General features: G+C 70.5%; 24 protein-coding genes. 9 read left to right on the top strand and 15 right to left on the bottom strand.

All coding sequences use genetic code 11. The annotated features are described in order from the left end of the window. Positions 1 to 5: 5 nt before the first annotated feature. Entirely contained in the window at positions 6 to 722 is a 717-nt protein-coding gene (locus tag B073_RS0112000; RefSeq protein ID WP_018538340.1) for an SDR family NAD(P)-dependent oxidoreductase, read from the bottom strand. A gap of 175 nt (positions 723 to 897) precedes the next feature. Between B073_RS0112000 and B073_RS0111995 the strand changes: the two genes are divergently transcribed. Both B073_RS0111995 and B073_RS0111990 read left to right on the top strand, forming a co-directional pair. Next, positions 898 to 1,941 carry an Lrp/AsnC family transcriptional regulator gene (locus B073_RS0111995; RefSeq protein WP_026247292.1) on the top strand — a complete coding sequence of 348 codons (1,044 nt, stop codon included), beginning with the start codon at positions 898 to 900 and terminating at the stop codon, positions 1,939 to 1,941. A gap of 115 nt (positions 1,942 to 2,056) precedes the next feature. After that, entirely contained in the window at positions 2,057 to 2,497 is a 441-nt protein-coding gene (locus tag B073_RS0111990) for an archease (protein ID WP_018538338.1), read from the top strand. A gap of 36 nt (positions 2,498 to 2,533) precedes the next feature. Here the strand turns inward: B073_RS0111990 and B073_RS0111985 are convergent, their stop codons facing one another. Continuing rightward, the gene (locus B073_RS0111985; protein WP_324608791.1) at positions 2,534 to 3,997 is read right to left on the bottom strand and encodes an RtcB family protein; all 1,464 of its coding nucleotides are present in this window, start codon (positions 3,995 to 3,997) and stop codon (positions 2,534 to 2,536) included. A gap of 154 nt (positions 3,998 to 4,151) precedes the next feature. Then, positions 4,152 to 4,556, bottom strand: a complete 405-nt coding sequence (locus B073_RS39855; RefSeq protein WP_018538336.1) for an ArsR/SmtB family transcription factor — start codon at positions 4,554 to 4,556, stop codon at positions 4,152 to 4,154. 124 nt (positions 4,557 to 4,680) lie between these two features. Between B073_RS39855 and B073_RS0111975 the strand changes: the two genes are divergently transcribed. Continuing rightward, positions 4,681 to 6,663, top strand: coding sequence for a heavy metal translocating P-type ATPase (locus B073_RS0111975; RefSeq protein ID WP_026247290.1), 1,983 nt, complete (start codon positions 4,681 to 4,683; stop codon positions 6,661 to 6,663). 96 nt (positions 6,664 to 6,759) lie between these two features. Here the strand turns inward: B073_RS0111975 and B073_RS0111970 are convergent, their stop codons facing one another. From B073_RS0111970 to B073_RS39850, 4 genes are all read right to left on the bottom strand, one after another. Beyond that, positions 6,760 to 8,328 (bottom strand): alpha/beta hydrolase, encoded by a 1,569-nt coding sequence (locus B073_RS0111970; protein WP_078507989.1) that lies wholly within the window; start codon positions 8,326 to 8,328, stop codon positions 6,760 to 6,762. Between the two features lie 165 nt (positions 8,329 to 8,493). After that, positions 8,494 to 9,714 carry a cytochrome P450 gene (locus tag B073_RS0111965; protein WP_018538333.1) on the bottom strand — a complete coding sequence of 407 codons (1,221 nt, stop codon included), beginning with the start codon at positions 9,712 to 9,714 and terminating at the stop codon, positions 8,494 to 8,496. An 11-nt stretch (positions 9,715 to 9,725) separates the two neighbouring features. Next, positions 9,726 to 11,129, bottom strand: coding sequence for an NAD(P)/FAD-dependent oxidoreductase (locus tag B073_RS0111960; protein WP_018538332.1), 1,404 nt, complete (start codon positions 11,127 to 11,129; stop codon positions 9,726 to 9,728). Further along, on the bottom strand, positions 11,126 to 11,434 hold the full coding sequence (locus B073_RS39850; RefSeq protein WP_018538331.1) for a ferredoxin: 309 nt from the start codon (positions 11,432 to 11,434) through the stop codon (positions 11,126 to 11,128). The genes B073_RS0111960 and B073_RS39850 overlap by 4 nt, the downstream gene beginning before the upstream one ends. Positions 11,435 to 11,611: 177 nt before the next feature. On the opposite strand from B073_RS39850, the gene B073_RS0111950 reads away from it, so the two are divergent. Further along, entirely contained in the window at positions 11,612 to 12,277 is a 666-nt protein-coding gene (locus B073_RS0111950) for a TetR/AcrR family transcriptional regulator (protein ID WP_018538330.1), read from the top strand. Positions 12,278 to 12,372: 95 nt separating this feature from the next. After that, complete coding sequence (locus B073_RS0111945) at positions 12,373 to 13,014, top strand: hypothetical protein (RefSeq protein WP_018538329.1); 642 nt, start codon at positions 12,373 to 12,375, stop codon at positions 13,012 to 13,014. Between the two features lie 27 nt (positions 13,015 to 13,041). Here B073_RS0111945 and B073_RS39845 read toward each other — a convergent pair whose 3' ends face one another. The 5 genes from B073_RS39845 to B073_RS0111920 form a co-directional block, all read right to left on the bottom strand. After that, positions 13,042 to 13,479 (bottom strand): VOC family protein, encoded by a 438-nt coding sequence (locus B073_RS39845; protein ID WP_018538328.1) that lies wholly within the window; start codon positions 13,477 to 13,479, stop codon positions 13,042 to 13,044. A 20-nt stretch (positions 13,480 to 13,499) separates the two neighbouring features. Further along, positions 13,500 to 14,984, bottom strand: coding sequence for a caspase family protein (locus B073_RS42755; RefSeq protein WP_158690116.1), 1,485 nt, complete (start codon positions 14,982 to 14,984; stop codon positions 13,500 to 13,502). Next, on the bottom strand, positions 14,981 to 15,331 hold the full coding sequence (locus B073_RS39835; protein ID WP_018538327.1) for an effector-associated constant component EACC1: 351 nt from the start codon (positions 15,329 to 15,331) through the stop codon (positions 14,981 to 14,983). Before B073_RS39835 ends, B073_RS42755 begins: the two co-directional genes overlap by 4 nt. A gap of 220 nt (positions 15,332 to 15,551) precedes the next feature. Beyond that, complete coding sequence (locus B073_RS0111925) at positions 15,552 to 16,520, bottom strand: alpha/beta fold hydrolase (RefSeq protein WP_037811521.1); 969 nt, start codon at positions 16,518 to 16,520, stop codon at positions 15,552 to 15,554. Positions 16,521 to 16,614: 94 nt separating this feature from the next. Further along, the gene (locus B073_RS0111920; protein WP_026247289.1) at positions 16,615 to 17,103 is read right to left on the bottom strand and encodes a MarR family winged helix-turn-helix transcriptional regulator; all 489 of its coding nucleotides are present in this window, start codon (positions 17,101 to 17,103) and stop codon (positions 16,615 to 16,617) included. A 122-nt stretch (positions 17,104 to 17,225) separates the two neighbouring features. Between B073_RS0111920 and lgt the strand changes: the two genes are divergently transcribed. Beyond that, on the top strand, positions 17,226 to 18,182 hold the full coding sequence (gene lgt, locus B073_RS39830) for a prolipoprotein diacylglyceryl transferase (RefSeq protein ID WP_078507996.1): 957 nt from the start codon (positions 17,226 to 17,228) through the stop codon (positions 18,180 to 18,182). A gap of 28 nt (positions 18,183 to 18,210) precedes the next feature. Here the strand turns inward: lgt and B073_RS39825 are convergent, their stop codons facing one another. Continuing rightward, complete coding sequence (locus B073_RS39825) at positions 18,211 to 19,692, bottom strand: MFS transporter (RefSeq protein WP_051093989.1); 1,482 nt, start codon at positions 19,690 to 19,692, stop codon at positions 18,211 to 18,213. Between the two features lie 237 nt (positions 19,693 to 19,929). Between B073_RS39825 and B073_RS0111905 the strand changes: the two genes are divergently transcribed. The 3 genes from B073_RS0111905 to B073_RS47760 all read left to right on the top strand — a co-directional run bounded on the left by B073_RS0111905 (position 19,930) and on the right by B073_RS47760 (position 22,685). Next, entirely contained in the window at positions 19,930 to 20,388 is a 459-nt protein-coding gene (locus tag B073_RS0111905) for an NUDIX domain-containing protein (protein ID WP_018538322.1), read from the top strand. Between the two features lie 516 nt (positions 20,389 to 20,904). Then, positions 20,905 to 21,348: a cupin domain-containing protein gene (locus tag B073_RS0111900; protein ID WP_018538321.1), complete on the top strand. Its 444-nt coding sequence runs from the start codon at positions 20,905 to 20,907 to the stop codon at positions 21,346 to 21,348. Between the two features lie 275 nt (positions 21,349 to 21,623). Next, a complete protein-coding gene (locus B073_RS47760) occupies positions 21,624 to 22,685 on the top strand; it encodes a hypothetical protein (protein ID WP_234025060.1) in 1,062 nt (353 codons plus the stop codon). A gap of 78 nt (positions 22,686 to 22,763) precedes the next feature. On the opposite strand, the gene B073_RS0111890 is transcribed toward B073_RS47760, so the two are convergent. Both B073_RS0111890 and B073_RS0111885 read right to left on the bottom strand, forming a co-directional pair. After that, positions 22,764 to 23,642: a geranyl diphosphate 2-C-methyltransferase gene (locus B073_RS0111890; protein WP_018538319.1), complete on the bottom strand. Its 879-nt coding sequence runs from the start codon at positions 23,640 to 23,642 to the stop codon at positions 22,764 to 22,766. 33 nt (positions 23,643 to 23,675) lie between these two features. Then, positions 23,676 to 24,734, bottom strand: a complete 1,059-nt coding sequence (locus tag B073_RS0111885) for a family 2 encapsulin nanocompartment cargo protein terpene cyclase (RefSeq protein ID WP_018538318.1) — start codon at positions 24,732 to 24,734, stop codon at positions 23,676 to 23,678. Between the last annotated feature and the right edge of the window lie 11 nt (positions 24,735 to 24,745).

The raw sequence follows: 24,745 nt of genomic DNA, 5'->3' as shown, positions 1-24,745 counted from the left end.
GCGGCTTACCAGGGCACTGTCTGACCCGAGCGGTCCAGATACGCCAGCCCAGGCGTGCCCAGTTTGGACAGCAGGACGTCCACCAGCAGCGGGACGCTCTCTTCGACGGTGAACGGCGCGTCCGGCCCGCCGAGCGCGGTGCGGATCCAGCCCGGCGCGAGGAGGGCGAAGCCGCGCTGTGTCCCGGCCTGTCGGGCCGCGAAGCTGCGCATGAACATGTTCAAGGCCGCTTTGCTTCCCCGGTAGACCTCACGGCCTGCGGTCGTGTTGTTCGTGATGCTGCCTTGTCCGGACGACATCGCTCCGATGAGGCCGGTGTGGGAAACCAGGTCTTCGAGCGCCTCGATGACCCGCATGGGGCTGAGAGCGTTGGTGATCATCACCGCGACGAAATCGTCTGTCGCCACTTTGCCGATGGGTGTCTGCTCGCTCTTCGTGGTGCCGGCGTTGACGAAGAGCAGGTCGAGCCTGCGTTCCGCAAGACGCTCGTGCAGGGGCGCGAGGTGGTCGGGCTCGTTGATGTCGAGATGCTCGATGGTGATGCGGCCCTCGGCCCGGTCGGCGAGATCGTGCAGGGGCGTTTGCGCAGAGGTGTCGCGGACCGTGCCGATGACGTGCCAGCCTCGGCCGAGGAATTCAGCCGCCATCGCGTGGCCGAGGCCGCGCGAGGCCCCGACGATGAGGGCAGTTGGCGTGTGCTGCCCGGTGACAGTCGACGACATACAGCATCCTCTCCGTTCCGTTACGTCGCGAGCCCCTTCGTGCGTCCTCAACGAGACCGCCTCGGGGCGACACCGGAGTACGCACTGCTGTGGCTCTTCATCGGTGCGGAACAGAGTCTGCTTGCCGTGCTGCCGCAGGTGCGATCCAGGCAGCTCAATTTGTAGGATTCCCGCTATGACAGGTGCAGCTGCGTCTGAATCCCTCGCAATCCAGCCCGACGATGTGCGAATCATTCGTGCGCTGCAGGTCGCCCCGAGAGCCTCCTTCGCCTCGATAGCAGCCGCGCTCGAACTGACCGAAGGCACCATCAACCGCCGATATCGGCGCCTGCACGCCGACGGTGTCATCCGCGTCGTCGGCGTGGTCAACCCGGGAGCTTTGGGGCAAAGCAGATGGCTGGTACGACTACGCTGCCGGCCCGGCAGCGTCACGGCGATCGCGGGCGCACTCGCCAAGCGAGACGATGTCAATTGGGTAGCCCTTGGCGCAGCGGGCTCCGAAGTCACCTGCGCGACCCAGTCACGGGATCAGGCGCAGCGCGAAGAACTGCTCGGCCAACGGCTTCCGCGCACCGCGGCGGTGCTCGACATCAATGCCTTCGCCATGCTGCGCCAGTTCATGGGAGGCCGCGGTCACTACTGGGCCGCACTCCACGGCGTGCTGTCCCCGAAGCAGGAAGCCATGCTCGGGAGCGACGGCCCCCCGTTCACGGAGTCTCCGGTCGTCACTGACGAACCCGTACACCTCACCGACGAAGACGAGAAGATTCTTGACGCGCTCGCTGCAGACGGTCGGGCCAGTCTCGTCACACTCGCCGCAGCGGCGGACTCCACACCAGGCCGGGTATCCCGCCGCCTCCGCGTCCTGCTTCAGGAACGCGTCGTCCACATCGACGTCGAGATCGCCCCAGCAGCTTTGGGCTATCACGCGCGGGCCAATCTGTGGCTGCGCGTGCATCCGTCAGAGGTGAAGAATGTGGGGCGCACGCTGGCGCGAGAACCCGAGATCGCTTTTGCGGCGGCCATCTCCGGCCCCTACAACGTCCATGCCGTTGCCCACTGCCGAGACCTCGACGAACTCTTCGAGTTCACGTCGGATCGCATCGGGGCCCTGCCTGGTCTGCAGAGTATGGAAGTCTCACCTGTCCTACGGCACATCAAGCAAGCAGGCACGCTGCTGTCCGGCGATCGCCTCGCCGGGCCCACCGTTCGAGCGTGACGTGAGCAGGCCCGTGGCGTCGCGACGCGCTACGACAAGCTCGCTCGACCGCATCCTTGGAAGCGAGGGGACGAGTTCGTTCCCCGGTGGGAACCGCAGTACGAGGGAGGCGAGCATGGAGTGGTCGGAAGGCTCCCCGCTGCCCGGCGGGCACCGTAGTGTTCCGCACACCGCGGATCTGCGGGTCGAGGCGTGGGGGCCGACGCGTGAGGTGTGCCTGGCGCAGGCGGTGCGGGGGATGTGCGGATCCTTCCTGGACCTGGCCGGTGCGGTCGGCGTGGGTCGGAGGGAGGCCGTGCTGCGGGCGGATACGGACGAGGATCTGCTGGTGGCCTTGTTGGAAGAGGTCATCTACCGGATCGACACCCATGACGAAGTTCCGGTCGACCTGCAGCTCAGCGTCGTGCGCGGCGGCCTGCGGGCCCGGCTGTCCATGGCGGACTTGGGGGCGCTTCCGGTGGTGGGGGCCGCACCGAAAGCGGTCACCTTGCATGGCCTGACGTTCACTCGTGGGCAAGGCGGCGGCTGGCAGTGCTCGGTCACGCTCGATGTGTGACAGCCGTTCGGTGGGCCACCGGCCGTGGGGTGCGATTCATCCCTTGACGACGCCGAGAGGGATCAGCCGGGCGACGAGCCGGGCCAGCCCGGCGTTCACGGTGGCGGTGGCGACCGCGTCGACGTCCTTGTAGGCGGCGGGGGCCTCCTCCGCGAGGCCGCGCCAGGAGGAGGGGCGGACGGCGATGCCGCGGGTGGCGAGGTCGTCCCGCACCTGCTCACCGCGGACCTCGCGCAGCGCCCGATGGCGGCTCCACACCCGTCCCGCGCCATGGCAGGCGGACAGAAACGCGTCGTTGCCGGGCGTGCCGACCATGACGTACGAGGCGGTGCCCATCGTGCCGGGCACGAGGACGGGCTGGCCGGCCTCGACAAGGTCCTCCGGCAGATCGGGGTGGCCGGGCGGCAGGGCGAGGGTGGCGCCCTTGCGGTGGACGCACAGCGGACGCCGCACACCGTCCACCACATGGGTCTCGATCTTGGCCATGTTGTGGGACACGTCGTACACCAGGTCCACGCCCACGCCGACGGTGGTGGCGAACGCACGGCGGGCGGCCTCGGTGAGCAGCTGTCGGTTGGCGCGGCCGTAGTTCGCGGCGGCGGCCATCGCCCCGAGGTAGTCGCGGCCGGGCGGGGAGACGACGGGCGCGCAGGCGAGCTGCCGGTCCGGGAGCTCGATGCCGTAGGCGCGCAGTGAGTGGTCCATGACCCGGACGTGATCGGTGCACACCTGGTGGCCGAGGCCACGGGAGCCGCAGTGGATCATCACGCAGACCTGCCCCTCCCGCAGACCGAACGCGGACGCTGCGCTTTCGTCGTACACCCGGTCCACCGCCTGCACCTCCAGGAAGTGGTTGCCCGAGCCGAGGCTGCCCACCTGTTGCAGCCCACGTTCCACGGCGCGTTGTCCGACTTGCTCCGGGTCGGCGCCCGTCAGAGCCCCGCGGTCCTCGCAGCGCACCAGGTCCCGCGGCACGCCGTGGCCCCGTTCGACCGCGTACCGTGCGCCGCCGGTGAGCAGCTTCTCCATCTGTGCGCGTCCGGACAGCTTCCACAGTCCGCCGCGTCCCGCGCCGCGCGGGGTGGTGTCCCCGAGGACGTCCATCAGGCTCCTCAGGCGCGGGGCCAGCTCGGCCCGCTGGATGCCGGCGACCAGCAGCCGGACACCGCAGGAGATGTCGAAGCCGACGCCGCCCGGCGAGACGACACCGCCGCCGTCGACCTCCGTGGCGGCCACCCCGCCGATGGGAAAGCCGTAGCCCCAGTGCACGTCGGGCATGGCGAAGGAGGCACGGACGATGCCCGGCAGCGTCGCCACGTTCACCACCTGCTCCAGGGCCCGGTCGCCGGTCGCCTGGGGCAGGAGTGCACGGCTGGCGAAGACGACACCCGGGACACGCATGTCGCCCTGCCGGTCGATGCGGAACCGGAACGGGCTCTCCTCCGTGACCGTGACGTCCATGTCCGCGTCCACCGTTCCCGCTGAGGGCTGTGCTTCCACTCTGACTCCGTTCGGCACACGCCGCACGGGCGGGAACCCTCCGAGTCGGTGACACTTCTCCGGCCGGGCCGCGCGGTCGGGCACGTAGTGCTGCAGAGCGCGCGGTGGCCGCCGGTTTCCTTACACGTTCGGATTCCCTACGCGTTCACGGTGGTCAGGCCCGCCGGCCGGTCACTGCCTCGGGGGCTGGTTCGCTGGCGGGAGTGGCGGCGTCGCTCAGGCCGAGGCGGAGGTGTTCGACGTGGTAGAGGGCCTGGTCGAGGAGTTCGCAGACGTGGTCGTCGTAGAGCGAGTAGACCACCGAGCGGCCCTTGCGGGTGCCGACGACGAGGTCGAGGTTGCGCAGCAGGCGGAGTTGGTGCGAGCAGGCGGACTGCTCCATGCCGACCTCGGCGGCCAGCTCGGTCGCCGGCAGCGGCCCCTCGCGCAGGCGGTCGAGGATCAGCAGCCGCGACGGGGTGGCCAGCGCCTGCAGCGTGCTGGCGACTTTCGCCGCGTTGTCCGCCGTCAGGCGGGTGCGCGGGGCGCGGCTGGCAGGGGGTGCGGCTCCATGACCCATGCGGGCATCGTACGCGCGGCTGAATGTATGAATTATTGTTCATGCATTCCTGTATGGTGAGGGCGTTGGACGCTGTCCGCCCCGTCTGCGTAAGGACTTCGCTTCGATGCCTCCCACGCCTCTCATGCCTTCCACTCTCACGCGCTCGGATCCCACCGGCGGAGCCGCAGTGCGCGGCACGGTGGCGCCCAGGCGCCGTACGCGGATCTTCGCGCTGCCCGAGGCGCGCTGGGCCGCCGCGGCGTTGGGGCTCTTCCTGGTCGGCCTGCCGCTGTATCTGCTGGGGGCGCCGGCGTGGTCCTGGGGTGCGCTGTTCGCCCTGACCTACGCCACCGGCGGCTGGGAGCCGGGCTGGGCGGGACTGCAGGCGCTCAAGGACAAGACCTTGGACGTGGATCTGCTCATGGTCGTCGCGGCGCTGGGTGCGGCGGCGATCGGGCAGGTGCTGGACGGTGCGCTGCTGATCGTCATCTTCGCCACCAGCGGCGCCCTGGAGGCGATCGCCACCGCACGGACCGCGGACTCGGTCCGTGGCCTGCTCGACCTCGCCCCCACGACCGCGGCCCGCCTGGGCGACGACGGGACCGAGGCGACGGTCCCCACCGAGCAGTTGCGGGTGGGCGAGATCATCCTGGTCCGGCCCGGAGAACGGGTCGGCGCCGACGGCCAGGTGCTGGACGGCGCGAGCGAGGTGGATCAGGCCACCATCACCGGCGAACCGCTGCCGGTGGTCAAGGAGACCGGGGACGAGGTGTTCGCCGGCACCCTCAATGGCACGGGGGCGTTGCGGGTGAAGGTCGAGCGCGATCCGTCGGACTCGGTGCTCGCCCGGATCGTGGCCATGGTCGAGGAAGCGTCCGAGACCAAGGCGCCGACCCAGCTGTTCATCGAGAAGGTCGAACAGCGGTACTCGATCGGGATGGTCGCCGCGACGGTTGCTCTGTTCGTCCTGCCGCTGTTGTTCGGCGCCGCGCTGCAGCCCACCTTGCTGCGGGCCATGACCTTCATGATCGTGGCTTCCCCGTGCGCGGTGGTGCTGGCCACCATGCCGCCGCTGCTATCGGCCATCGCCAACGCCGGGCGCCATGGCGTGCTGGTCAAGTCCGCCGTCGTGATGGAACGGCTCGGCCAGATCGACGCGGTCGCGCTGGACAAGACAGGCACCCTGACCGAGGGCACCCCGCGCGTCATCGACATCCGGCCGCTGGCCGACTCCGGCATGACCGAGGAGCAGTTGCTGCGGCTGGCGGCGGCGGCCGAGCACCCCAGCGAACACCCGCTGGCCCGCGCCATCGTGGACGCCGCCCGCAGCCGGGGCCTGGACCTCCCCATGGCGTCGGACTTCACCTCCGCCCCAGGCACCGGCGTGACCGCCACCGTCGAGGGCAGGACGGTCACGGTCGGCAGCCCGGCGCGCCTGCGCGGCGACCGCACCGCCCACCCGGCCGCCGCGGTCGCCGCCCGACTGGAGGGCGAGGGCCGCACCGCGGTCCTGGTCGAGAGCGAACAGACCCCGGTCGGCGTCCTGGGCATCGCCGACCGCCTTCGCGAAGAGGCCGCCGCCACCGTCACCTCCCTGACCACCCTCACCGGCCGCACACCGGTGCTGCTCACCGGCGACAACCCGCGCGCCGCGGCCCGCCTGGCCGACGAGGTCGGCATCGGCGACGTCCGCGCGGGGCTTCTGCCGCAGGACAAGGTCGCGGCCGTCAAGGAGATGGCCCAGGCGGGGCGCAGGGTGCTGGTGGTCGGCGACGGCGTCAACGACGCCCCGGCCCTGGCCGCCGCGCACACCGGGATCGCCATGGGCCGCGCCGGCTCCGACCTCGCCCTGGAAACCGCCGACGCCGTGGTGGTCCGCGACGAGCTGGCCACCATCCCCAGCCTCGTCCAACTCTCCCGCCGCGCCCGCCACTTGGTGGTACAGAACCTGACCATCGCCGCGACCTTCATCACCGGCCTGGTACTCTGGGACCTCACCGGTACGCTCCCACTGCCCCTCGGCGTCGCCGGCCATGAAGGCTCCACCGTCATCGTCGGCCTCAACGGCCTGCGCCTCCTGGCGGAAGCCGCCTGGCGCCGCGCCCCGAACCGGAACGGCCGGTGAGCTGCCGCAGCCGGAGGGTCCCCCGCCGGGGCGGGCCGGCGTTGCCGTACGAGCCCCGGTCGGAGGAGTTCACGCAACCCGCGGAAGGCCGCCTCGTCACGCTCCGTCGGCCGGCTTGGGCGCCGGGAGCGGGTTGGCGGTGCAGGTGGTGTCGGTGCGCGGCAGGGTTCCGTCGAGGAGGTAGTCCTCGACCAGGTTGTCGACGCAGGCGTTGTGGTTCTGGAACTGTCCGTGGTCGCCGCCGCCGGCGACCGTCACCAGACGCGAGGTCGGCAGCGCCCGGTGGTCGCGCAGCGCGCCCTCGTAGTAAGTGGCGGGGTCGTGGGTGGAGTTCAGCATCAGGATGGGCGGCAGGTTCCGTCCGGTGATGTGGATGCGCGGTGCGGTGGAGCGCGGCCAGGCGGCGCAGATCGCGGTGTAGGTCAACGAGCGGGCGCCCACCAGCGGGTAGTCGCGTGTGACGCGGTCGCTCTGGGCGATCCAGTAGGCGGCGCTGCGGTTCCAGGGAGTGTCGTTGCAGGTGACGGAGAAGAAGTCCGCCACGAAGCCCGCGTCCATGGGGTGTGCCAGTGCCTTGGCGAGGGACTGCCTGGCCGCAGGCGGCGCGGTATCGGGGTGTTCCAGAACGGTCAGTGCGCCGGCGAGGTTCTCGAAGCCGGGGTCGGCCCGGTAGATGGCGCTGCTGGTGAGGGCGTCCAGGTGGTCGGGGGTGAGGGTGGTCCCGTCGAGGACGAGCGGGTGTGCGTGCAGCCTGGCGCGCAGGCTTTCGAAGGATGCCTTGGCCTGGGAGGGCGTGCGGCCTTGGTGGTAGACGCCGTCGTTCTTCGCCAGCCACGGGAGGAAGTCCTGGTCGAATCGGCGTTGGAAGCTGAGCGGTTGGGATTCCATGAACGACTGCCAGGTGCGGGTGAAGTCGATGTTGCTGTCGAGGACCATGCGGGTCACGCGACGGGGGAACTCGGTCGCGTAGGAGGCGCCGAGGACGGTGGCATAGGACGGGCCGTAGTAGGAGAGGGTGTCCGCTCCGAGGAGGGAGCGGTAGAGGTCCATGTCGTGGACGGCCTGCTCGGTGGTGAGGTAGGGCAGCAGGTCGCCGGAGCGGCGTCGGCAGTCGCGGACGAAGGCGCGTGCCTGGGCGAAGGTCTTGCGGATGGCGTCGGCGGAGCGGTCGCGTTTGTCGCCGGTGAAGGCGGCGTCGACGGTTGACTGGTCGGCGCAGCTGACCTTGGTGCTGTTGCCGACACCGCGCTGGTCGAAGCTGACGATGTCGTAGGCGGCGGCGAGGCCGGGAGCGTAGGCGGCCAGACCGGCGGGCCGCTGGAGACCGGAGGCACCGGGGCCACCGGCGGCCATCATCAGCACTCCGCGCCGCCCGGCGGGGGCGGTCGCCCGGTGCCGGGAGACCGCCACGGTCAGGCTGGGGCCGTGTGCCGGATGGTGCCAGTCCCGCGGCACGGACATGGCCGCGCACTCCAGCGCACCGGAGGCACAGGGCTGCCAGTCGAGATGCTGGTTCAGGTAGCGCGCTGGCGTGCGCACGGTGCCTGGCCGGGGCGCCGCTGCGGCCGTGGCGCTGCTCGCCCCGGCGAGGGGAAGGGCTCCTGACGTGAGGAGTACGGATGCGGCGACGGCCGCCCAGCGCACGGACTTCCCGGATATGGGCATCGGTTCCCCCTTGAGGAATAGCGGTGCCCTTGATACTGGCCGGCGCGCTGCCGGCGATCCATGAAGCCAACTGCCGAATCCGGGGTGGTATCAGTGCCACCCCCCTGCACTTCCCACCGCGGTACAGGGGGTGCCGCCGGCCTCTCTCACGTGCGCGGTGCGCCGTCACTGCTCCCGTGGATCCGGCAGCAGTCGTGCGAAGGCGACGGGGAGCCGTTCCGGGCCGCGCAGGATGGCGTTCTCCCGGTACGGCGGCGGGTCGGCGACCAGGCGGGGGGAGTCCAGGCGGCGGGCGAGCGCGGTCAGTGCGATCTGTGCCTCGGCGCGGGCGAGGGCGGCACCGATGCAGTAGTGGATGCCGCCGCCGAAGCCGAGGTGGGCGTTGTCGGCGCGGTCTGGCAGGAACCGGCCGGGGTCGGTGAAGCACCGCGGGTCGCGGTTGCCTGCGGCCAGCAGCAGGCGGATGCGCGCCCCCTTGGGGATGGTCGTGCCGGCGATGTCGATGTCTGCCAGGGTGCTGCGGCCGGACATCTGCACCGGCGGGTCGTGGCGCAACACCTCCTCCACCAGCGGTGTGACCAGATCGGGTTCGGCGCGCAGCCGGGCGAGGAGACCAGGGTTGCGCAGCAGGGCGAGGGTCCCGTTGGCGATGAGGTTGACGGTCGTCTCATGGCCCGCGATGAGCAGCAGCCCGAGCGTGACGCGGAGGTCGATGGCGTCCATGGGCCCGTCCGGGCGCTGGCCGTTCATCAGGCCGGCCAGCAGATCGCCCTCGCCGTCGGCGTCGTGCCGTGCGATCAATCCCTCCAGATACTCCGCCAACTCGACGCGCGTTTGCTGGAGTTCGCGGATCTCCTCCTCGGTCTGGGTCTCGACCGGGTCCAGGCCGCGGGTCAGGCGGCGGGCCAGTCCGCCGAACAGTCGCTCGTCCTCGCGCGGAACGCCGAGCAGTTCGCAGATGATGGTGACCGGCAAGGGGTAGGCGAGGTCGCCGAGCACGTCCAACTGCCCAGGTCCTGCGCTGGTGTGCGCGTCCAGCAGACCGGTGACGAGGGTGTCGATGTGGTCGCGCATGCCCATGATGCGGGGGACGAACTGCCGGGTCACCGCCTGGCGCAGCTGGTCGTGCCGGGGCGGGTCCGCTATCAGCAGGCTCTTGCGGATCGGCTGCTGTTGCGGATTGAGCCGGTCGGCGCTGATGCGGGGGTCGCGGAGCAGCAGACTGATCTCACGGTGTCCGGTCGCCAGCCAGGACCCGTCGGCGAGCCGTACGACCGGCTCCTGGAGCAGCTGCTCGTACAGGGGGTAGGGGTTGGCACGGTTCTCGTAGCGGAGGGCTTGGGCGAACAGCTCCGAGGCGGAGTGCTGTTGGACGGCCGAGGTCATGATGGGCTCCCTCACTCGTGTGCGGCCAGGGCGGACGGTGTGGACGGTGCGGGCGGTGTGACGGGGACCGGCGGGTCGGACGGAGCGGGCAGGCGTCCCGGTGCCGGCCAGGTGGGCCCGTCGGTCGTGATGAAGGCTGACCGGGGGAACGCGGCATCGAGGGGTTCGAGCCGGTCGGGTCCGTCGGTGGCGTTGAGCACGGGCGGGAAGGGCGCCCCGGCCTCGATCAGGGCCGCGTATCCGTCCAGGACGCGGGGCGAGTCCACCGCGACGACGGCGACCAGACGTCCGCGGTGCCCGTAGGCGGCGACGAACTGCCGCTGGTCGAGTGCGCCTTGGGTGACGACGACCTGGTCCGCGGGGGCGGGCAGTCCGATGCACTTGAGGTTCGTCCCGAACTGGTTGGACCAGAACGCCGGCAGTGGCCGGTGGCCTCGGTGGGCATGCGGTGGGTGGGTCATGTTGTGGGCGGCGGTACGCGCCTGGGCGACGGCGTTGTCCCAGTGGTCCAGGCGCAGCAGCCGCCCCGGGTAGAGCGGGTGCGGCCAGCGGGCGACGTCGCCGGCGACGAAGACGTCCGGCAGCGGCGCCCCGTCCTCGGCCAGGGCCCGGCAGGACGCGTCGCAGGCCACACCGCGATCGTCGGCGGCCAGTCCGGAGCCGGCCAGCCACTCGGTGTTCGCCAGGGCGCCGGCGGCGACGACGGCCACATCGGCGGTCACCGTCGTGCCGTCGGAGAGGACCGCACGCCGCAGCCGTCCGTCGGCGTCGCCCTCCAGGGCGCTGACGGTGGTGCCGAGCCGCAGGTCCACGCCCGCGTCGCGGTACCAGCGGGCCGCGGCACCGCCGATCACCCCGCCCAGTGCGCCCGCCAGCGGGGCGCCGCTGCGCTGGGTCACGGTCACGTCGAGGCCCAGGTCGCGGCAGACCGAGGCGACCTCGCCACCGGTGAAGCCGGCGCCGATGACCAGCACCCGGCCCGGCCCGGCGGCCAGCGCCGCACGCAGCCGGTCCGCGTCGTCACGGGAACGCAGCAGGTGCACGCCGCGCAGGGCACCGCCCCGCTCCTCGGGCCAGGGGCGGGACCGGGTGCCGGTGGCGATCAGCAGCCGGTCGTACGCCACCTGCCGTCCGTCGGCCAGCGTCACCCGGCGGGCCTGCGGGTCCAGGCCGGTCGCGCGGGTGCCGAGCAGCCATCGGGCGTCGATGTCGCGCACCCGGGGCAGCTCGATCCGGTCGGTGGACAGCCAGCCGGACAACACCGCCTTGGACAGCGGTGGACGGTCGTAGGGCGGGTACGGCTCCTCGCCGACGAGGGTGAGTTCGCCGGTGAAGCCCTCGTCCCGCAGTGCCTCGGCGGCACGCAGCCCGGCCAGGGACGCGCCGACCACGACGATGCGCTCGGGGGCGGTCACCGCACACCCTCCGGCGCCTGGGGAGCGGGTTCGGTGGCCCTGCCCAGGGTGATGGCCTGTACGGGGCAGGCCGCGGCGGCCCGCTCGACCTCCCGGCGGGCGCCGGGGGCGGGGGCGTAGTCGTACTCCAGGGCCTCCTCGCCGTGGAACCGGAAGACGGACGGCGCGGCGTAGACGCACTGCCCGTAGCTCTGGCAGCGGTTCAGGTCCACGACCAGCCGGAGCCCAGCCGGCGGGGAAGGGGTGGGATCGGTCGGGTCGGCGGCTGCGCCCGAGTCGGCGAAATCAGTGGATCCGGGGAGCATCTCTGCGCTCTCCTCCCAGGTCAGTGGGGTGTGGCGGCGCTTTCGGCGATCGACGGCGGACCTGGCACGGCCCCTCACTTCCGATCGCAAACACCATCCAGATAGCGATCACTATCCCGACTGTACACGCTATCCAGGCATTGACATAGTGACCACTATGCGAATAGCTTCTTCAATATGAGTGCCGAGCAGAACGAACCCGTACGCCAGCGCCTGACCCGCGCCGAGGCCAAGGCCCGCACCCGCCGGCTCCTGCTGGACGCGGCCGCCCGGGTCTTCGCCCGCAAGGGGTTCGCCGGCGCCTCGGTGGAGGAGATCGCCGAGTCCGCCGGCTTCTCCATCGGCGCCCTGTACTCCAACTTCGGCGGCAAGGAGGCACTCTTCCTGGAACTCATGGCGGAACGCGGACTGGGACGCGTCGCCGAAGCCGCCCAGACCCTCGACCGGCACGAGGCCGGCACCGGAGAGGCTGCCGCCGAACTGGGCCGCCTGCTGGTCCACGTCGCCGACAAGGACACCGACTTCGCCCCGCTCCAGGCCGAGTTCTGGCTCTACGCGGTACGCAATCCGCACGTCCTCGACACCATGGCGGCCGCGCTCCGCGAACCACGACAGGCACTGGAGGGCCTGATCGACACCTGGCTCACCGAGCAGGATGCCCCCGGCGACGTCCCCGCCGAATCCGTGGCCACGGTGGTGGCCGCACTGTTCCAGGGGCTGGTGCGCCTGCGGCGAGTCGATCCCGACAGCGTCCCCGAAGAGCTCTTCGGCCAGGCACTGGTCTGGCTGTTCGCCGGCATCCGCTCCGGCGCCACCCCGCCAGCCGGTACGGACCACAGCTGACAGGTCACCGGAGCGCCTCGCCCACCTCCGCCTCGGTCACCACGAGGGCCGGTCGCACCCGAGGGCCCTCCCCCCACCTGCCGGAAGCAGCCGTCATGACTCCGCACGTGCCGAAACGCAACCCCGCCGGAAACATCCGCAAGATCTACGCCGTGGCCGGCATCGTCCTCGCCCTGATGTGGCTGGGCGAGACCAACGAGCCCGCCTGGGCCCACGGGCTGCGCACCGTCGTCCTCCTGCTGATCCTCCCGCCGCTCCTGCTGCCGACCAACCGCCGCCTCACCGCCGCGTTCCACACCGCCAGGTACCCCGCCCGCGCGCTCACCCGACTGATCGCCGCGCGGATCCTGATCGTCACGGCGGCCCTGACCGTCAACGCACTCCTCGGGCACCTGCTGGACCCGCACTCCGACCACCACTTCCGCGCACTCGCGGTCCGCGTGATGTGCGTCCTGCTGACCATTCCCCTCCAGGTCCGCGCCGCCCACCGGGCACGGGGCCGGGGTGCCCCGCCGCCGTCCCACCCCACACTGTCCGCACCCCGCCTGATGTGCGCCAAACTGGCGCTGGTCGTCACCGCCCTGCTGGCCCAACTCCTTCTGGACCCCTACGTCGCCAACGCCCAGTTGATGATCGCCGCCGCGCTCGCCGTCACCGTCACCGCCTGGGGCCCGAAAATCCACACCCGGCTGCTCACCACGTCGGCCACCCCGATCCCCGCCCGTGCCATGACGTGAACGGCTCGGGCCGAACGCCGCAGCTGGTCAACGGCCCTCGTCATCATGCCCGTTGCGGGGAGTGGAAGACTTCCCTGAACGCCAAGTCCGCACCCGAGCCCGCACTCGGCGCGTGCTGATGCAGAAGGGATGTCCGGCCGGATCGGTGAGGACCCGCGTGCTGTCCCCATGGGGCTGGTGATCCGGCTTGCCCGCACCCAGCGTCAGCAGCCGGGCCTCGGCTTCGTCCAGGTCGTCCTCGACCTTGAAGCAGAGGTGAAGCTGCTGGGGAACGCCTGGGTCGGGCCGGCTCGGAGCCCGATGGTCGTCGACCCGTTGAAAACCGATGAACAGTCCGTACTCGCCGTTGAGGCCCGCGAAGTCGGCGTTCGACTCCGGGTGCGCCTCAAGGCCGGTGGCCTGCTGAGAGAACGCCGCCAAGGCCAGCGGATCAGGGCAATCGAGCGTTATCGCAACCAACTTCATCGCTCCAGGCTCCTACGGCTCTACGGCTCGTCCCACAATGTGGCGGTCAGTTCGAGGGCGGGGCCCGGTGAACCGGTCTCCCCGGCGCTGCCGCGGGGCGGGCTCACCTTGGTGAAGGTCACCTTCGCCACCCGGTTCTCGGTGGTGATCACACACCAGACAAGTCCCGGGGTGATCCTTCCGACCTCGATGGACTGGGGGAGGGGCGAGCGCCCGGCTGCGGCCCGACAGTCACCGGCCGTATGCGTGTCGGGTGAGGCCAGGCCGGCTTTCACCCGCGGGTTGTCGGTGTTGTACGCGAGCATCCCGTAACAGCCCGAGTAGGCGAGGTCGGCGTCCGCGGTGTAGGCCAGGGCATCGGCGGAGACGGTGGTGGTGGCGGGCTTGTCCAGGTCGAGCAGCTGGATGGAGTTCGACTTGCAACTCGGCTGCAGTGTAAGGGGTTTGTCGCGGTAGCCGCCCTTCTTCGTCGCCAAGGGATCGGGGCCCGGGCGCGGAGTGGGGGAGGCGGCGGACGCCGGCGGGGGAGTGCTGTGGGGAGTGGGTTGCGGGGTGGCGGAGTGGGGCGTGCCGCCGTTGCCGAGGGCGCTGTTTGCGGACTCGCCGCCGGCGTGCATCGCCCACACCACCAGGGTCGATAGCAGCGCCGTGACCAGCGCGCCGCCGGCCGCGGCCACCACCATGCGCCCTCGGCCACGGCTGCGCGCGGCCGGCGGCGGAGCGGGCGGCGCAGCGTTGGGGAACGGTGGCGGATGGAGAGGTGGTGGGCCGTACGTCCCGGCCGGCGTCCGCATCAGTACCAGCGACCCGGCCGCGCCCGCGGACCAGCGCTGCGGCGGGGGCAGCGCGCGGCCGGTCAGCTCACGGTGCACCGCGACGTAGACCTCGTCGAGGGTCAGGGGAGGCGCCGCGGCCAGTGCCTGGAGCAGTGCGCCGGTGAACGCCGTGTGCCTGGCCCCTTCGGGCGCGTGCGCCGGTTCGTTCCTCGTGGTGGAGGTGAGGGTGTAGGTGCCTGACCAGTCGAGTTGGCCCACGGCGAGGTTGGTCGGCTCGGCCATCGCGGAACCCGCCCGGCCCGAGAAACAACAGTCCACCAGCAGAACCCGCGATGTCGCCCGGGCCTTGCCCACGATCCCCTTGACCAGGTCGATGGGGACGGCGGTGAAACCGGCGTTCTCGGGATCGGTGTGGACGAGCGCCAGGTGCAACAGCCCGTTTCCGTCCAACACGCCGTGCCCGGCGTAGAACACCAGCAGCAGGTCTTCGGCCTCCCGGGCCGCCCAACTCAGCGCCGCCCCCACCGTCTTCTGGTCGGCGGGATCGGACACCAGCCGACAGTGCTCAGGGGCCAGCAGACCGTGCGTCGGATGCGTCAGCGCGGCCTGTAGCGAGCGGATGTTCGCCTCGACGGCGGGGATGTGGTGCAGGCCGTCGTCCGTGAACCTGCCCGTGCCGATCAGCACGGCCCGACTGGCCGGGCCGTGCGGAGACCATCGTTCGGTCATGTCTCGGGCCCGTCGGGCGGAGTGAGCAGACCGGCTATCTCGCGTATCACGGCACGCTCGTCGTGGGCCCGCTTGACGTCGACGCTGACCTTGCGGCCGTTCGGGAGTTCGACGGTCAGCGAAACGTCGGGACGGCGGCTGGTCAGCCAGGTGCACAGCGGGGTGATGAGCGCGGCGACACCGCCGGTACCGAGGACGACGGTGAGGGTGTCCAGTGCCGCGCCCATGTGACCCCGCTGCGGCGGCCTCCGCAGCCACTCCACCCGCCCGCGCAGTCGGTCGTCCGATGTCAGCCACTCCTGGAGTGACTGGAGCCGGGCCTCCGCCTCGACCCCTTCGGACGTCACCGACCACCTTTCACCACTCGAACCCGAACCGGCCATCAATTCCCTCCGCCTGAACAGAAGTTGAAGTTGAGGTCTGCCTCGGCCATCTTGACACGAGGGGCTGGACGGCGGGCCAGTTTCGCGGCGGCAGGGCCACGGTCGTTCCTGCGCTGGGAGCTGCTCGGGGCGCAGAAGGCCGCCGCCCCGGCCGCCACCCTGAGGGATTGACGGCCGATCGGCCTCAGCCTCGCAGTTCGGTCAGGAACTCGATCAGCGCGGCGTTGACTTCCTCAGGACGCTCCTGCTGGGTCCAGTGGCCGCAGCCCGGCAGCGCGATCGGATCACGGCGCAGGTTGGGCATCAACTCCGGGAGTTTCGCGATGAGTTCAGGCGTGCCCGGGAAGGCCGGGACCAGGTCACGGTCGCCGTACAGGTACAGCGCGGGCGTACGGACGACCGCGCCGTGCCAGGCGGCGGTCAGCTCCCAGTTGCGGTCGAGGTTGCGGTACCAGTTCAGGGCGCCGGTGAAGCCCTGGGCGTAGCTCTCGGTCAGCTCGTCCAGGTCCTTCTCGGTGAGCCAGTCCGGCAACACCTCGGGATCGGTCATCTCCGCCAGCCAGCCGCGCGCCGGGTCGGCCACCAGAGCCTGGTCGGGCCGGCCGGCGCCGGGGGCGTCACCGGACGCGGAGTAGAACAGCTTGCGCAGGGCGGTGCGGGTGTCCTCGGCGAACTCCGCGTCGGCGACCCCGGGCAGGTTGAAGTAGTTCCAGTAGAACCGCCCGCCGAACCGCTCCTGCATGGCCGCCAGTGGCGGCCGCTGCCCGCGGAACGGCGGCGGCACGCTCAGGCCCGCCACCCCGCGCACCACGTCCGGCCGCAGCAGCGCGGTGTGCCAGGCCACCGGTGCGCCCCAGTCGTGCCCGACGACGAACGCCTCCTGCTCGCCCAGCGCGTGGATCAGCCCGACGACGTCCCCGACGAGATGGAGCATGGTGTACGCGTCCACATTCTGCGGGTGCTCACTGCGGCCGTATCCACGCTGGTCGGGGGCGACCACCCGGAACCCGGCGGCGGCCAGCGGGCCGAACTGGTGACGCCAGGAGTGCCAGGACTCGGGGAAGCCGTGCAGCAGGACGACGAGCGGCCCCTCGCCTTCCTCCGCGATATGCAGCCGGATACCGTTCACGTCGATCATGCGATGCTCAACCATGGGGCCGAACATACTCCTGCGTACTCCTGAGCGATGCAGCCAAGGCAGCCGATGCAGGGAACCCCGGGCCGGCGCGCCATCCGCTGTCGCCCTGTCAGTCCTCGGCGTCCTCCAGGAAGTCCGCGACCCGGAAGAGGGCGGGCAGCGCGGCGCGGACGGCGGCCCGGTCGGCCTCGTCCAACGACCCCAGGGCGGCCTCCAGCCGGTTCTCATGGGCGCGGGTCCAGGCATCGAGCTGCTCGCGTCCTGCCTCGGTGAGGGTGACGACGGAGGCTCGGCGGTCCGCCGGGTCGACGGCGCGGGCGACCAGCCCGGCGTTGATCATCTGCCCGATGAGGCCGCTGACCGTGCTGGCGGCCAGTCGCTGCCGGGACGCCAGATCCCCGATCCGGGCGGGTGAGTGCTCGGCGAGGACCTGGAGCAGCTCGACCTGGGCCATAGGCAGCGTTTCCCATGGATAGTCGGTGCGGATCGAGGCACGCAGGGCCCGGCGCAGGCGTGTGACGGCCTCGGTGAGCCGACGGGAATCGGAGGATTCCCCCGGCTGGGAGGCCGGGAGGTGAGAACGGGACTGCGAGGGCATGAACGGCACTCTACCCACGCCGCTTCCGCGGGAGCTCGGGAGGAATTTCGGTGTCCGAGGTAATCTCGGGCCCGTACCTCCCGGCAGACGACCGGGCCCGTCGCGTGAGAACGGTCGACCGCATGAACCTGGCGTACCTGCCGAGCCCTTCGCAGGGGGTCTGGCACCTGGGCCCCGTGCCCATCCGTGCGTATGCGCTCTGCATCATCCTCGGCATATTCGCGGCGGTGTGGCTGTCACAACGCCGGTGGGCGGCGCGCGGCCGGGACCCGCAGGAGATCGCCGACATCGCGATGTGGGCGGTGCCGTTCGGTCTGCTGGGCGGCCGGCTCTATCACGTGATCACCGACCCCGAGCTGTACTTCGCACCGGGCAAGCACCCCATCGAGGCGCTGTACGTCTGGAACGGCGGGCTCGGCATCCCCGGCGCGGTCGCCCTCGGAGCGTTCGGTGCCTGGCTCGGCTGCCGTCGGCGCGGCATCAAACTGGCCGACTTCGCCGACGCGGTCGCCCCCGGCCTGGTACTCGCCCAGGGCATCGGCCGCTGGGGCAACTACTTCAACCAGGAGCTCTACGGCGGCCCCACCAACCTGCCGTGGAAGCTGCTGATCGACCCCGCCCACCGGCCCGCAGACACCCCTGGCATCGCCTTCTACCACCCCACGTTCCTGTACGAATCCCTGTGGGACATCGGCGTCATGGCCCTGCTGCTCTGGCTCGACCGGCGCTACCGCCTTGGCCGTGGCCGCTTGTTCGCCTGCTACGTCCTGGCCTACGCAACGGGCCGGGGCTGGATCGAAGCCCTCCGCATCGACCACGCCAACCACTTCCTGGGGATCCGGCTCAACGACTGGGTCTCGATGGCCCTGATCCTCGCCGCGTTGATCTACCTCTTCGTCGCCAGGAGCGGGCACTCGTCCCACGGCGGCGGAGGAGAAGGCGATGGGGCGGTGGCTGCTGACGGGGGAGTCCCGGACCCCGAAGACGGTGGAGCTCCGGACGGCGGGGACGGCGAGAAGGGTGAGGACGGTGAAGCCCGCGGAGTCGCGGGACGCGAACAGGGCGCGCGGCGACGGTAGTTGCCAGGGGTGCGGCCGGCTCCGTCCTTCACACCCGACGCGGTGACTGGCCCCGGCGCCGTGCCGCTGCCCCAGGCGCCAGCGGCTTCCGCGGGCCCAGCCAGGCCGCTGCCACGGTGATCACCGCGGCGGCCAGCAGAATCAGCACGGCCCAGCGCGCACCGTGCAGGCCCGGACCGCCCGGCGGAGCGAGGTGCAGGGCGAGGGTGACCAGGGCGACCCCCAGCGCGGTGCCCAGGCCCCGCGCCATGTTCACCAGACCGCCGCCGGTGCCCGAGGAGCCGGCCGGAATCGACCCCATGATCAGGGCGTTGTTGGCCGGTGTGAAGGTGCCCAGGCCCAGTCCCAGCAAGGCAAGGACCAGAGGCAGGCTCCGGTCCGTCATCGGGAGCACGGCCATGGCGGCCAGCGCGCCCACACACACCAGCGCGCCGACCAGACAACGCGCCCGTTCGGACATGCTCCTCGGCAGCAGACGATCGGCGCCGGTCGCACCAAGGGCGAAACCGCCGGGCAAGGCCGTCAGCACCAGGCCGGCAACCAGCTCCGAGGTGCCCCCCGCCGTCAGCGCGATCGGCACCAGCACCAGCGGGCCGAACAGCACCAGATAGCCGCACAGCGCACCGACCAGCCCCGTCGACACGGCCCGTCCGCGCAGCAGCGCCAGATCCAGCAGCGGGGCCGCGGCCCGCTGCTGCCGGGCGACGAACGCCCACCCCGCGGCACCGGCCACGGCGAACAGCACGGCGATGCCCCACCCGGGCACCGGGAGTCCGGAAGCGGCCGAGACCCCCAGCAACGCGGTCGTCGTCGCCAGGGCCAACCAGCCCAGCCCGGCCCAGTCGAAGCCCGAGGAGGGATGGTGGGCACGTGTGCGGGGCAGCAGGTACTGCCCGGCGACCAGGGCCAGCAGCCCGATGGGCACGTTGACGCCGAAGACCCAGCGCCAGCCCCATGTCGCGACCAGCGCGCCGCCCACCGTCGGTCCCAGCGCCAGGCCGAGTGCCTGGGCCGCCGCCTGCACGCCCAGTGCCGTCCGCATCCGGTCCGGCGGTGCGCTGGTGGTCACCAGGGCCACACTGTTGGCCTGCATCAACGCCGCCCCCACCGCCTGCAGGATGCGGAAGCCCACCAGCGCGCCCAGTGCGGGTGCCAGGCCGCAGGCCGCCGACGCCACAGTGAAGACCACGAACCCGTAGAGGTACATCAGCTTGCGCCCGTGTGCGTCGGACAGTCGGCCCATGGGCACCAGCAGGGCGACCAGCGTCAGCAGATACGCCAGCGACACCCACTCCACCGCTGCCAGCGAGGTGCCGAACTCGCTCCGCAGGCTGCCGTAGGTCAGCGTCACGATGCTGGCGTCGAGCTGCCCCATGAACGCACCGAAGCAGACCGTCGCCACCGCCAACCACCAGGCGAGCGGATGCGTACGTATGCGATCCGGTCGAGGCCGCTCGCGCGTCAGGACCCTCAGCGCCGAGCGGGGCCGAAGCGTCGTCCGTCCCCTCACGCTTCCCCCTGCTCGCTCCCTGGCTCGAGGCTGTTCCACACGGCAATTGTATCGGTGTCCGAAATATTTTGTTACCGATGCACTGACCGCGCCGGTACGGTCTACGCACGGTGAGCGGCGGCCTTTCTTCCACCGTGGAGCAGATTTGGGGCGCACGCATCGCCCGAGCCGCGACCTGCCGGGAGCGGCGTCCTTCCGCAACGGTCGTGAACGGCGCCGATGACGGAAAATGCCGGTATGCCCCGACCCAGAATCCGTATCGCCGCCTACGTGATCCGGCATCGTGCCGTCCCCGAGCTGCTGGTGTTCGACCACGTCGGCCTGCCGGAGGCCGGTACCCAGATCCCGGCCGGGGGAGTGGAACCAGGCGAAGCGCTGGAAGAAGCGGTTCTTCGAGAGGTCGCCGAGGAGACCGGTCTGCGGACCGCCACCGTGGTCCGGCAGATCGCTGTGGAGGACAAGCCTCACCCCGACACAGGCCGACAGCGACGGACCAGCTTCTTCCATCTCCAGGCACCCGCAGACACCCCCGACGCGTGGCACCACCATGTCCACGGCAACGGAGACGACGCCGGCCTCACCTTCGGCTGCAGGTTCCTGCCACTCCCCCTGAAACAACCACTGGCCGACGCCCAAGACACCTGGCTGGGCCGCATCGACCCGCACTTCACCACCGCTACCGGCGGCAGCCGGTAATCAGCGGCCGGCGGCCGCCGGCCGGTCGCCTGGCGGGGCCAGGGTCATCCGTCGCCGTGCGACCACCCCTCCAACGGGAACAGGATCGGGCGCAACAGATGGCGGCGGCGTCCCGGCGCGGGCTCGGGGTGCCTCTTGGGCCTGATGGCGGCGAGGAACTCGTCGACGAGTTCGGCGAGTTCGTTTCGGTCGAGCCAGAGCGGGACACTCCAACCCCCGTGCCGCTGTCAGCGACACCAGGTCGCGTGCGGGGTCCACCCACAGCAGGTGATTGCCCCCGTGAGAAGCCGCAAAGCGTCTCGCCTCACAGCGAGGACGAACCCAAGCACCCTACCGTCGTGGGGAGTTGAACTCAGTGATGCCTGGCGCATACTCCGGTGACGCGCCGATGCCCATCTCATCACCGATACCGCACCTCGTCGTTGCCGTTTCAGCAACAACAATTGCTGATACGGCCTAGTGGCCGCAGCCTGGTGTTCGACCGAAGGCCGTCGACAACAGCCAGGAGGCCACACGATGACCACCCGCGAAGGCGTCGGGTCCGCAACGAGCCCGGACGACATGGCACCGCCGAACAACCGCGTCCACCACGTGCGAGCCGACGAGTTGGACGGTTACACCGCGCTCAGCGGTGGCACCGTCGGCTCGAAGAAGCTGTGGATGGGGCGGGTCGAAAACCCGCCGTTGAGCGCAACGGACAACCATCACCACGGCGATTCCGAGGCGGGGATCTACGTGGTCAGCGGGCACCCCGTGTTCGTCTACCACGACGGCACGCAGGAGGTGCGGATCTCCGCCGGGCCGGGCGACTTCCTGCTCGTTCCTCCGTTCGTTCCGCATCGCGAGGAGAATCCGGACCCGGATGAGCCCGTGGTCGTCGTGATCGCGCGGACCACACAGGAGCCGATCAAGGTGTCGCTGCCCGAGTTGTACCAGCTCCAGGGAGCGGTCGCCCGGTAGGGCCATAGATATACCAGGGTTGCTGCTGACCGGTTGAGGAATTCGTTGCCTGTCGCATGCCAGGCCCACTCGTGGACATTCGTGGCTACCCCCGGTTGGCCGCAGAGTGGGCCTGCCGCCAACTCCGACGAACTCATCATCATCAGCGGTCCACTCCACCGAACTCCCTTATCAGTATTTGCACTTGCCCGGTTGGCTTCGGCGTTGTCGGTGTGCTTCGCTACGGTGCGCAACACGCCGCCGTAGCCGAGGCGCGGTCCAATCCGGGGAGCAGCATGCTGAGCGAGCACGACGTAGTGGAGGCGGTCCGGCAACACATCGTCGAGCGCGGTGATCCACCGCCGATGGATCTGCCGGCGACCGCGCGGATCACCTGGCACTCCCTGCTTGAGGGAAAGGTCGTGCGCTGCATAGAAGACCGCACGGAACACGAGCGGTTCCACGCCGGCCACATCGACCTCTCCGGCCGAACGCAGTACGACAGTCTGGGGCAACACCCGCACGACGCGACGGCCAGTCTCACCGACGCGAAAACGGTGAAGCTCGTACGGCGCGGGTCGGTGAAAGAGCAGGCGTGTGCCTGTGGCAGCGGGAAGGTCCAGTGTCCGCGCTGCATGGGCGATGGCAAGGTGTCGTGCGCTCCGTCGACGACATGCGCTGACTGCCCGGACGCCGAACCCTGCCTCCTGTGCCACGGCACCGGCAATCGAACCCGCGAGCCCTCCCGCGACCAAGAACAGGCACGGACCGGTCGCACCACCTGCAAACTGTGCGGCGGGTTGGAGACTGCCTGTCCTGCCTGCCGAGGCCACGGGAAGACCACCTGTCCCACATGCCAAGGGAAGGGCTCACGCCCCTGCCCTGACTGTGACCGCGCGGGAACCCTGCCGCACAAGCGATGCGCAGGCACCGGTCATACGGTCACGTGGACCGAGGGCATCATCGACCGCCAGCCGCAGACCGAGGACATCCGGTGGCCCGACGCAGGGGTGTCGTTCGTGGCCCGTCAACAGGCCCGCGAAAAGGGCAGGTGGAGCAAGGTGACGCTGGTCGACAGGGAGGCCGTGCCGGACGGTCTGGAGACCGAGTTCAAGAAGCTTCTGCTCCCTCACCTCAAGCCGAGCGACGGGGAAATCGCTCGCAAGGCCACCGTCCGGTACCTTCCCCTGGCCCGGGTCGCGGTCTCCCATCACTCACACCGTGTCTATTACGTCTTCCCCGGCCACACGGCCCTCGAAGTACTCCCGCTGCCCTCACCACGGCGAACCTGGCAGATCGCCGGAGTCGTCCTGGCGGCTCTGGCAGCGCTCTACCTCCTTGTCCACCTCATCTCGTAAGGCCGGTCACGCCTTCTCCGGCCTTCAGGGGCCGCGTCCGTCCTGTGCCGGGCGCGGCCCCTGGACCTCACATGGCGCTCACACTCGGTCGGCGACGATCAGCAGGTACTGGAAGCTCCCGTTGCGGTAGGCGTTGAGGAACGTGTCCTCGATGCCGGTGACCAGGTGGTCGGCCTGCCGGCGCAGTTCCCAGTACGGAAGCGCGGCCTCGGTCAGATCCTCGACGTGCACCGGGACGAGCCGGTTGCGGGCCATGGCGCTGAAGTACGCCGACCGGGGATGGATGTCGCAGATGTAGTGGGCGTTGATCAGCGACACCTCGCGGGAGGCGCGCCCGTAGGCGTCGTTGTAGCAGCCGGTGATCGTCACATAGCGGCCGCCGCGCCGCAGCAGTCGGGCGTGCTCCGCGAACAGCAGGTCCAGTTCGACGTACATCGTCGACTCGTTGTTCCAGGACGCCGCGTACGCGCCGGTGGTGAAGCCGGTGTCGAGCATGTTGCAGTGGTGGTAGCGGACCTTGTCGTCGATTCCGCGGTTGCGGGCCTGCTCGTTGGCGAAGTCGGCCTGCTTGGCGGAGATGGTGACCCCGTCGGCGTGGCAGCCGTAGCGCAGATGCGCGACCACGCTGCCGCCACCGCGTCCGCACCCGGCGTCGAAGACGCGGTCGGTGGGGGTGAGGTCACCGAGGTGGGACGCGAGGAGTTCGGCCTGGGTGTGCTCCAACCGGTGCAGTTCGCCGGTGACGAGCTCGCGACGGCGGTCGGCGTCCGGCTCGTCCAGCACCGAGCAGTCGGCCTCCCCGATGCCGTAGTGGTGGTGGTACAGGTCGTCGATCTTGCCGAGTTCCAGATTGACCGGGTTCTCCTCGGCGTTCCAGTAGTCCGCGACCCGGGACTGGTACGTGGACTGGGTCGGCACCGGCGTGCGGGTGGCGGTGTCGGCGTGGGTGATCGTCAACGGTGACTCCTTGTGACGGTACGTGGTGGTGCTCTACCAGTAGTTGGGCAGCTGGTAGCGGTCGGTGTTGGTGGCGTGCCACTCGTGGTTGCCGGAGACCCAGTCGGCCAGTCCCCGGACGTATTTCTCGAGGAGCGGGGAGAGGGCGGCCAGCGGGGCCGATTCGGCCTCGAACGCCTCGTAGACCTCGTTGTGGATCTCGACGCTCTTCAGGTACGCGGCCTTCAGCCCCTGTTGGTCGTTGGCGGCCACGACTTGCGGCAGGTTGAGATGGGTCGGGTCGCTGGCCAGTTCCTTGGTGAAGGAATACAGGTCGTTGACGATGGTCGTGGCGTTGCACGCCAGGGCGGTGACCCGCTGGACCTCGGGACGGGCGTAGAGCGCCTCGGGCAGTTCGTAGCCGTCCACCGCGTCCACGATCGACAGGCAGGGGCGGAAGTTGTTGAACTGCCGCATGACCAGGTACTCCCAGACACGCGGTTTGTGGCGCGTCCCGGCCCAGGACGCCTCGGCGAGATAGCCGAGGTGCAGCCGGGCCATGTCGTGCACGAACCGGTCCACCTGGCTGGACGTCGCGACGGCCGCGTAGTCCTTGATCGCCCAGTAGTACGAGCGCAGCGGCCCGTCGGCCTGCATGCCCTCGTGCCACTCCGCCTCCAGCGCGGGGGTGCCGTGGAACGGGTCGAGGGCGGACTGGGCCAGGATCAGACGACCGCCCAGTTCGCTGCGTGAAGCGCCCCGGCCCTCGTCCTCCTCGCAGTAGCAACTGTCGACGACGTTCTCGGCGAGCAGGAACTTGCCGGCGGCGGTGAGGCGTTCGAGATCGGCTGCGCCGGGGTGTTGCAGGGCGACGGCCCGGCCGCATTGGAACTGTGCGAAGTCCCCCGTCCACTGCGGGGGGAAGAGGTCCAGGTCACGGGCCCAGGCTTCCAGCCTGCGGTCGATCTCCTCGGCCTTTTCCGGGTCGGCGGGGACGGCCGGTCGGTGCTTCAGGCCGGGGACGACTCCGACGCGGCGGGCTCGCAGGTCCCGGACGAGGTTCGGCGGTCCCGGCATCGAGAATCCGGAGTCGGTCTTGGGGGGCGTGCTCATGGTTGGTACTC

Source organism: Streptomyces sp. MspMP-M5, assembly GCF_000373585.1.
GTDB lineage: Bacteria > Actinomycetota > Actinomycetes > Streptomycetales > Streptomycetaceae > Streptomyces.
The sequence above is the reverse complement of the archived record's forward strand: the minus strand, read 5'-3'. Positions and strand labels throughout refer to the sequence as shown.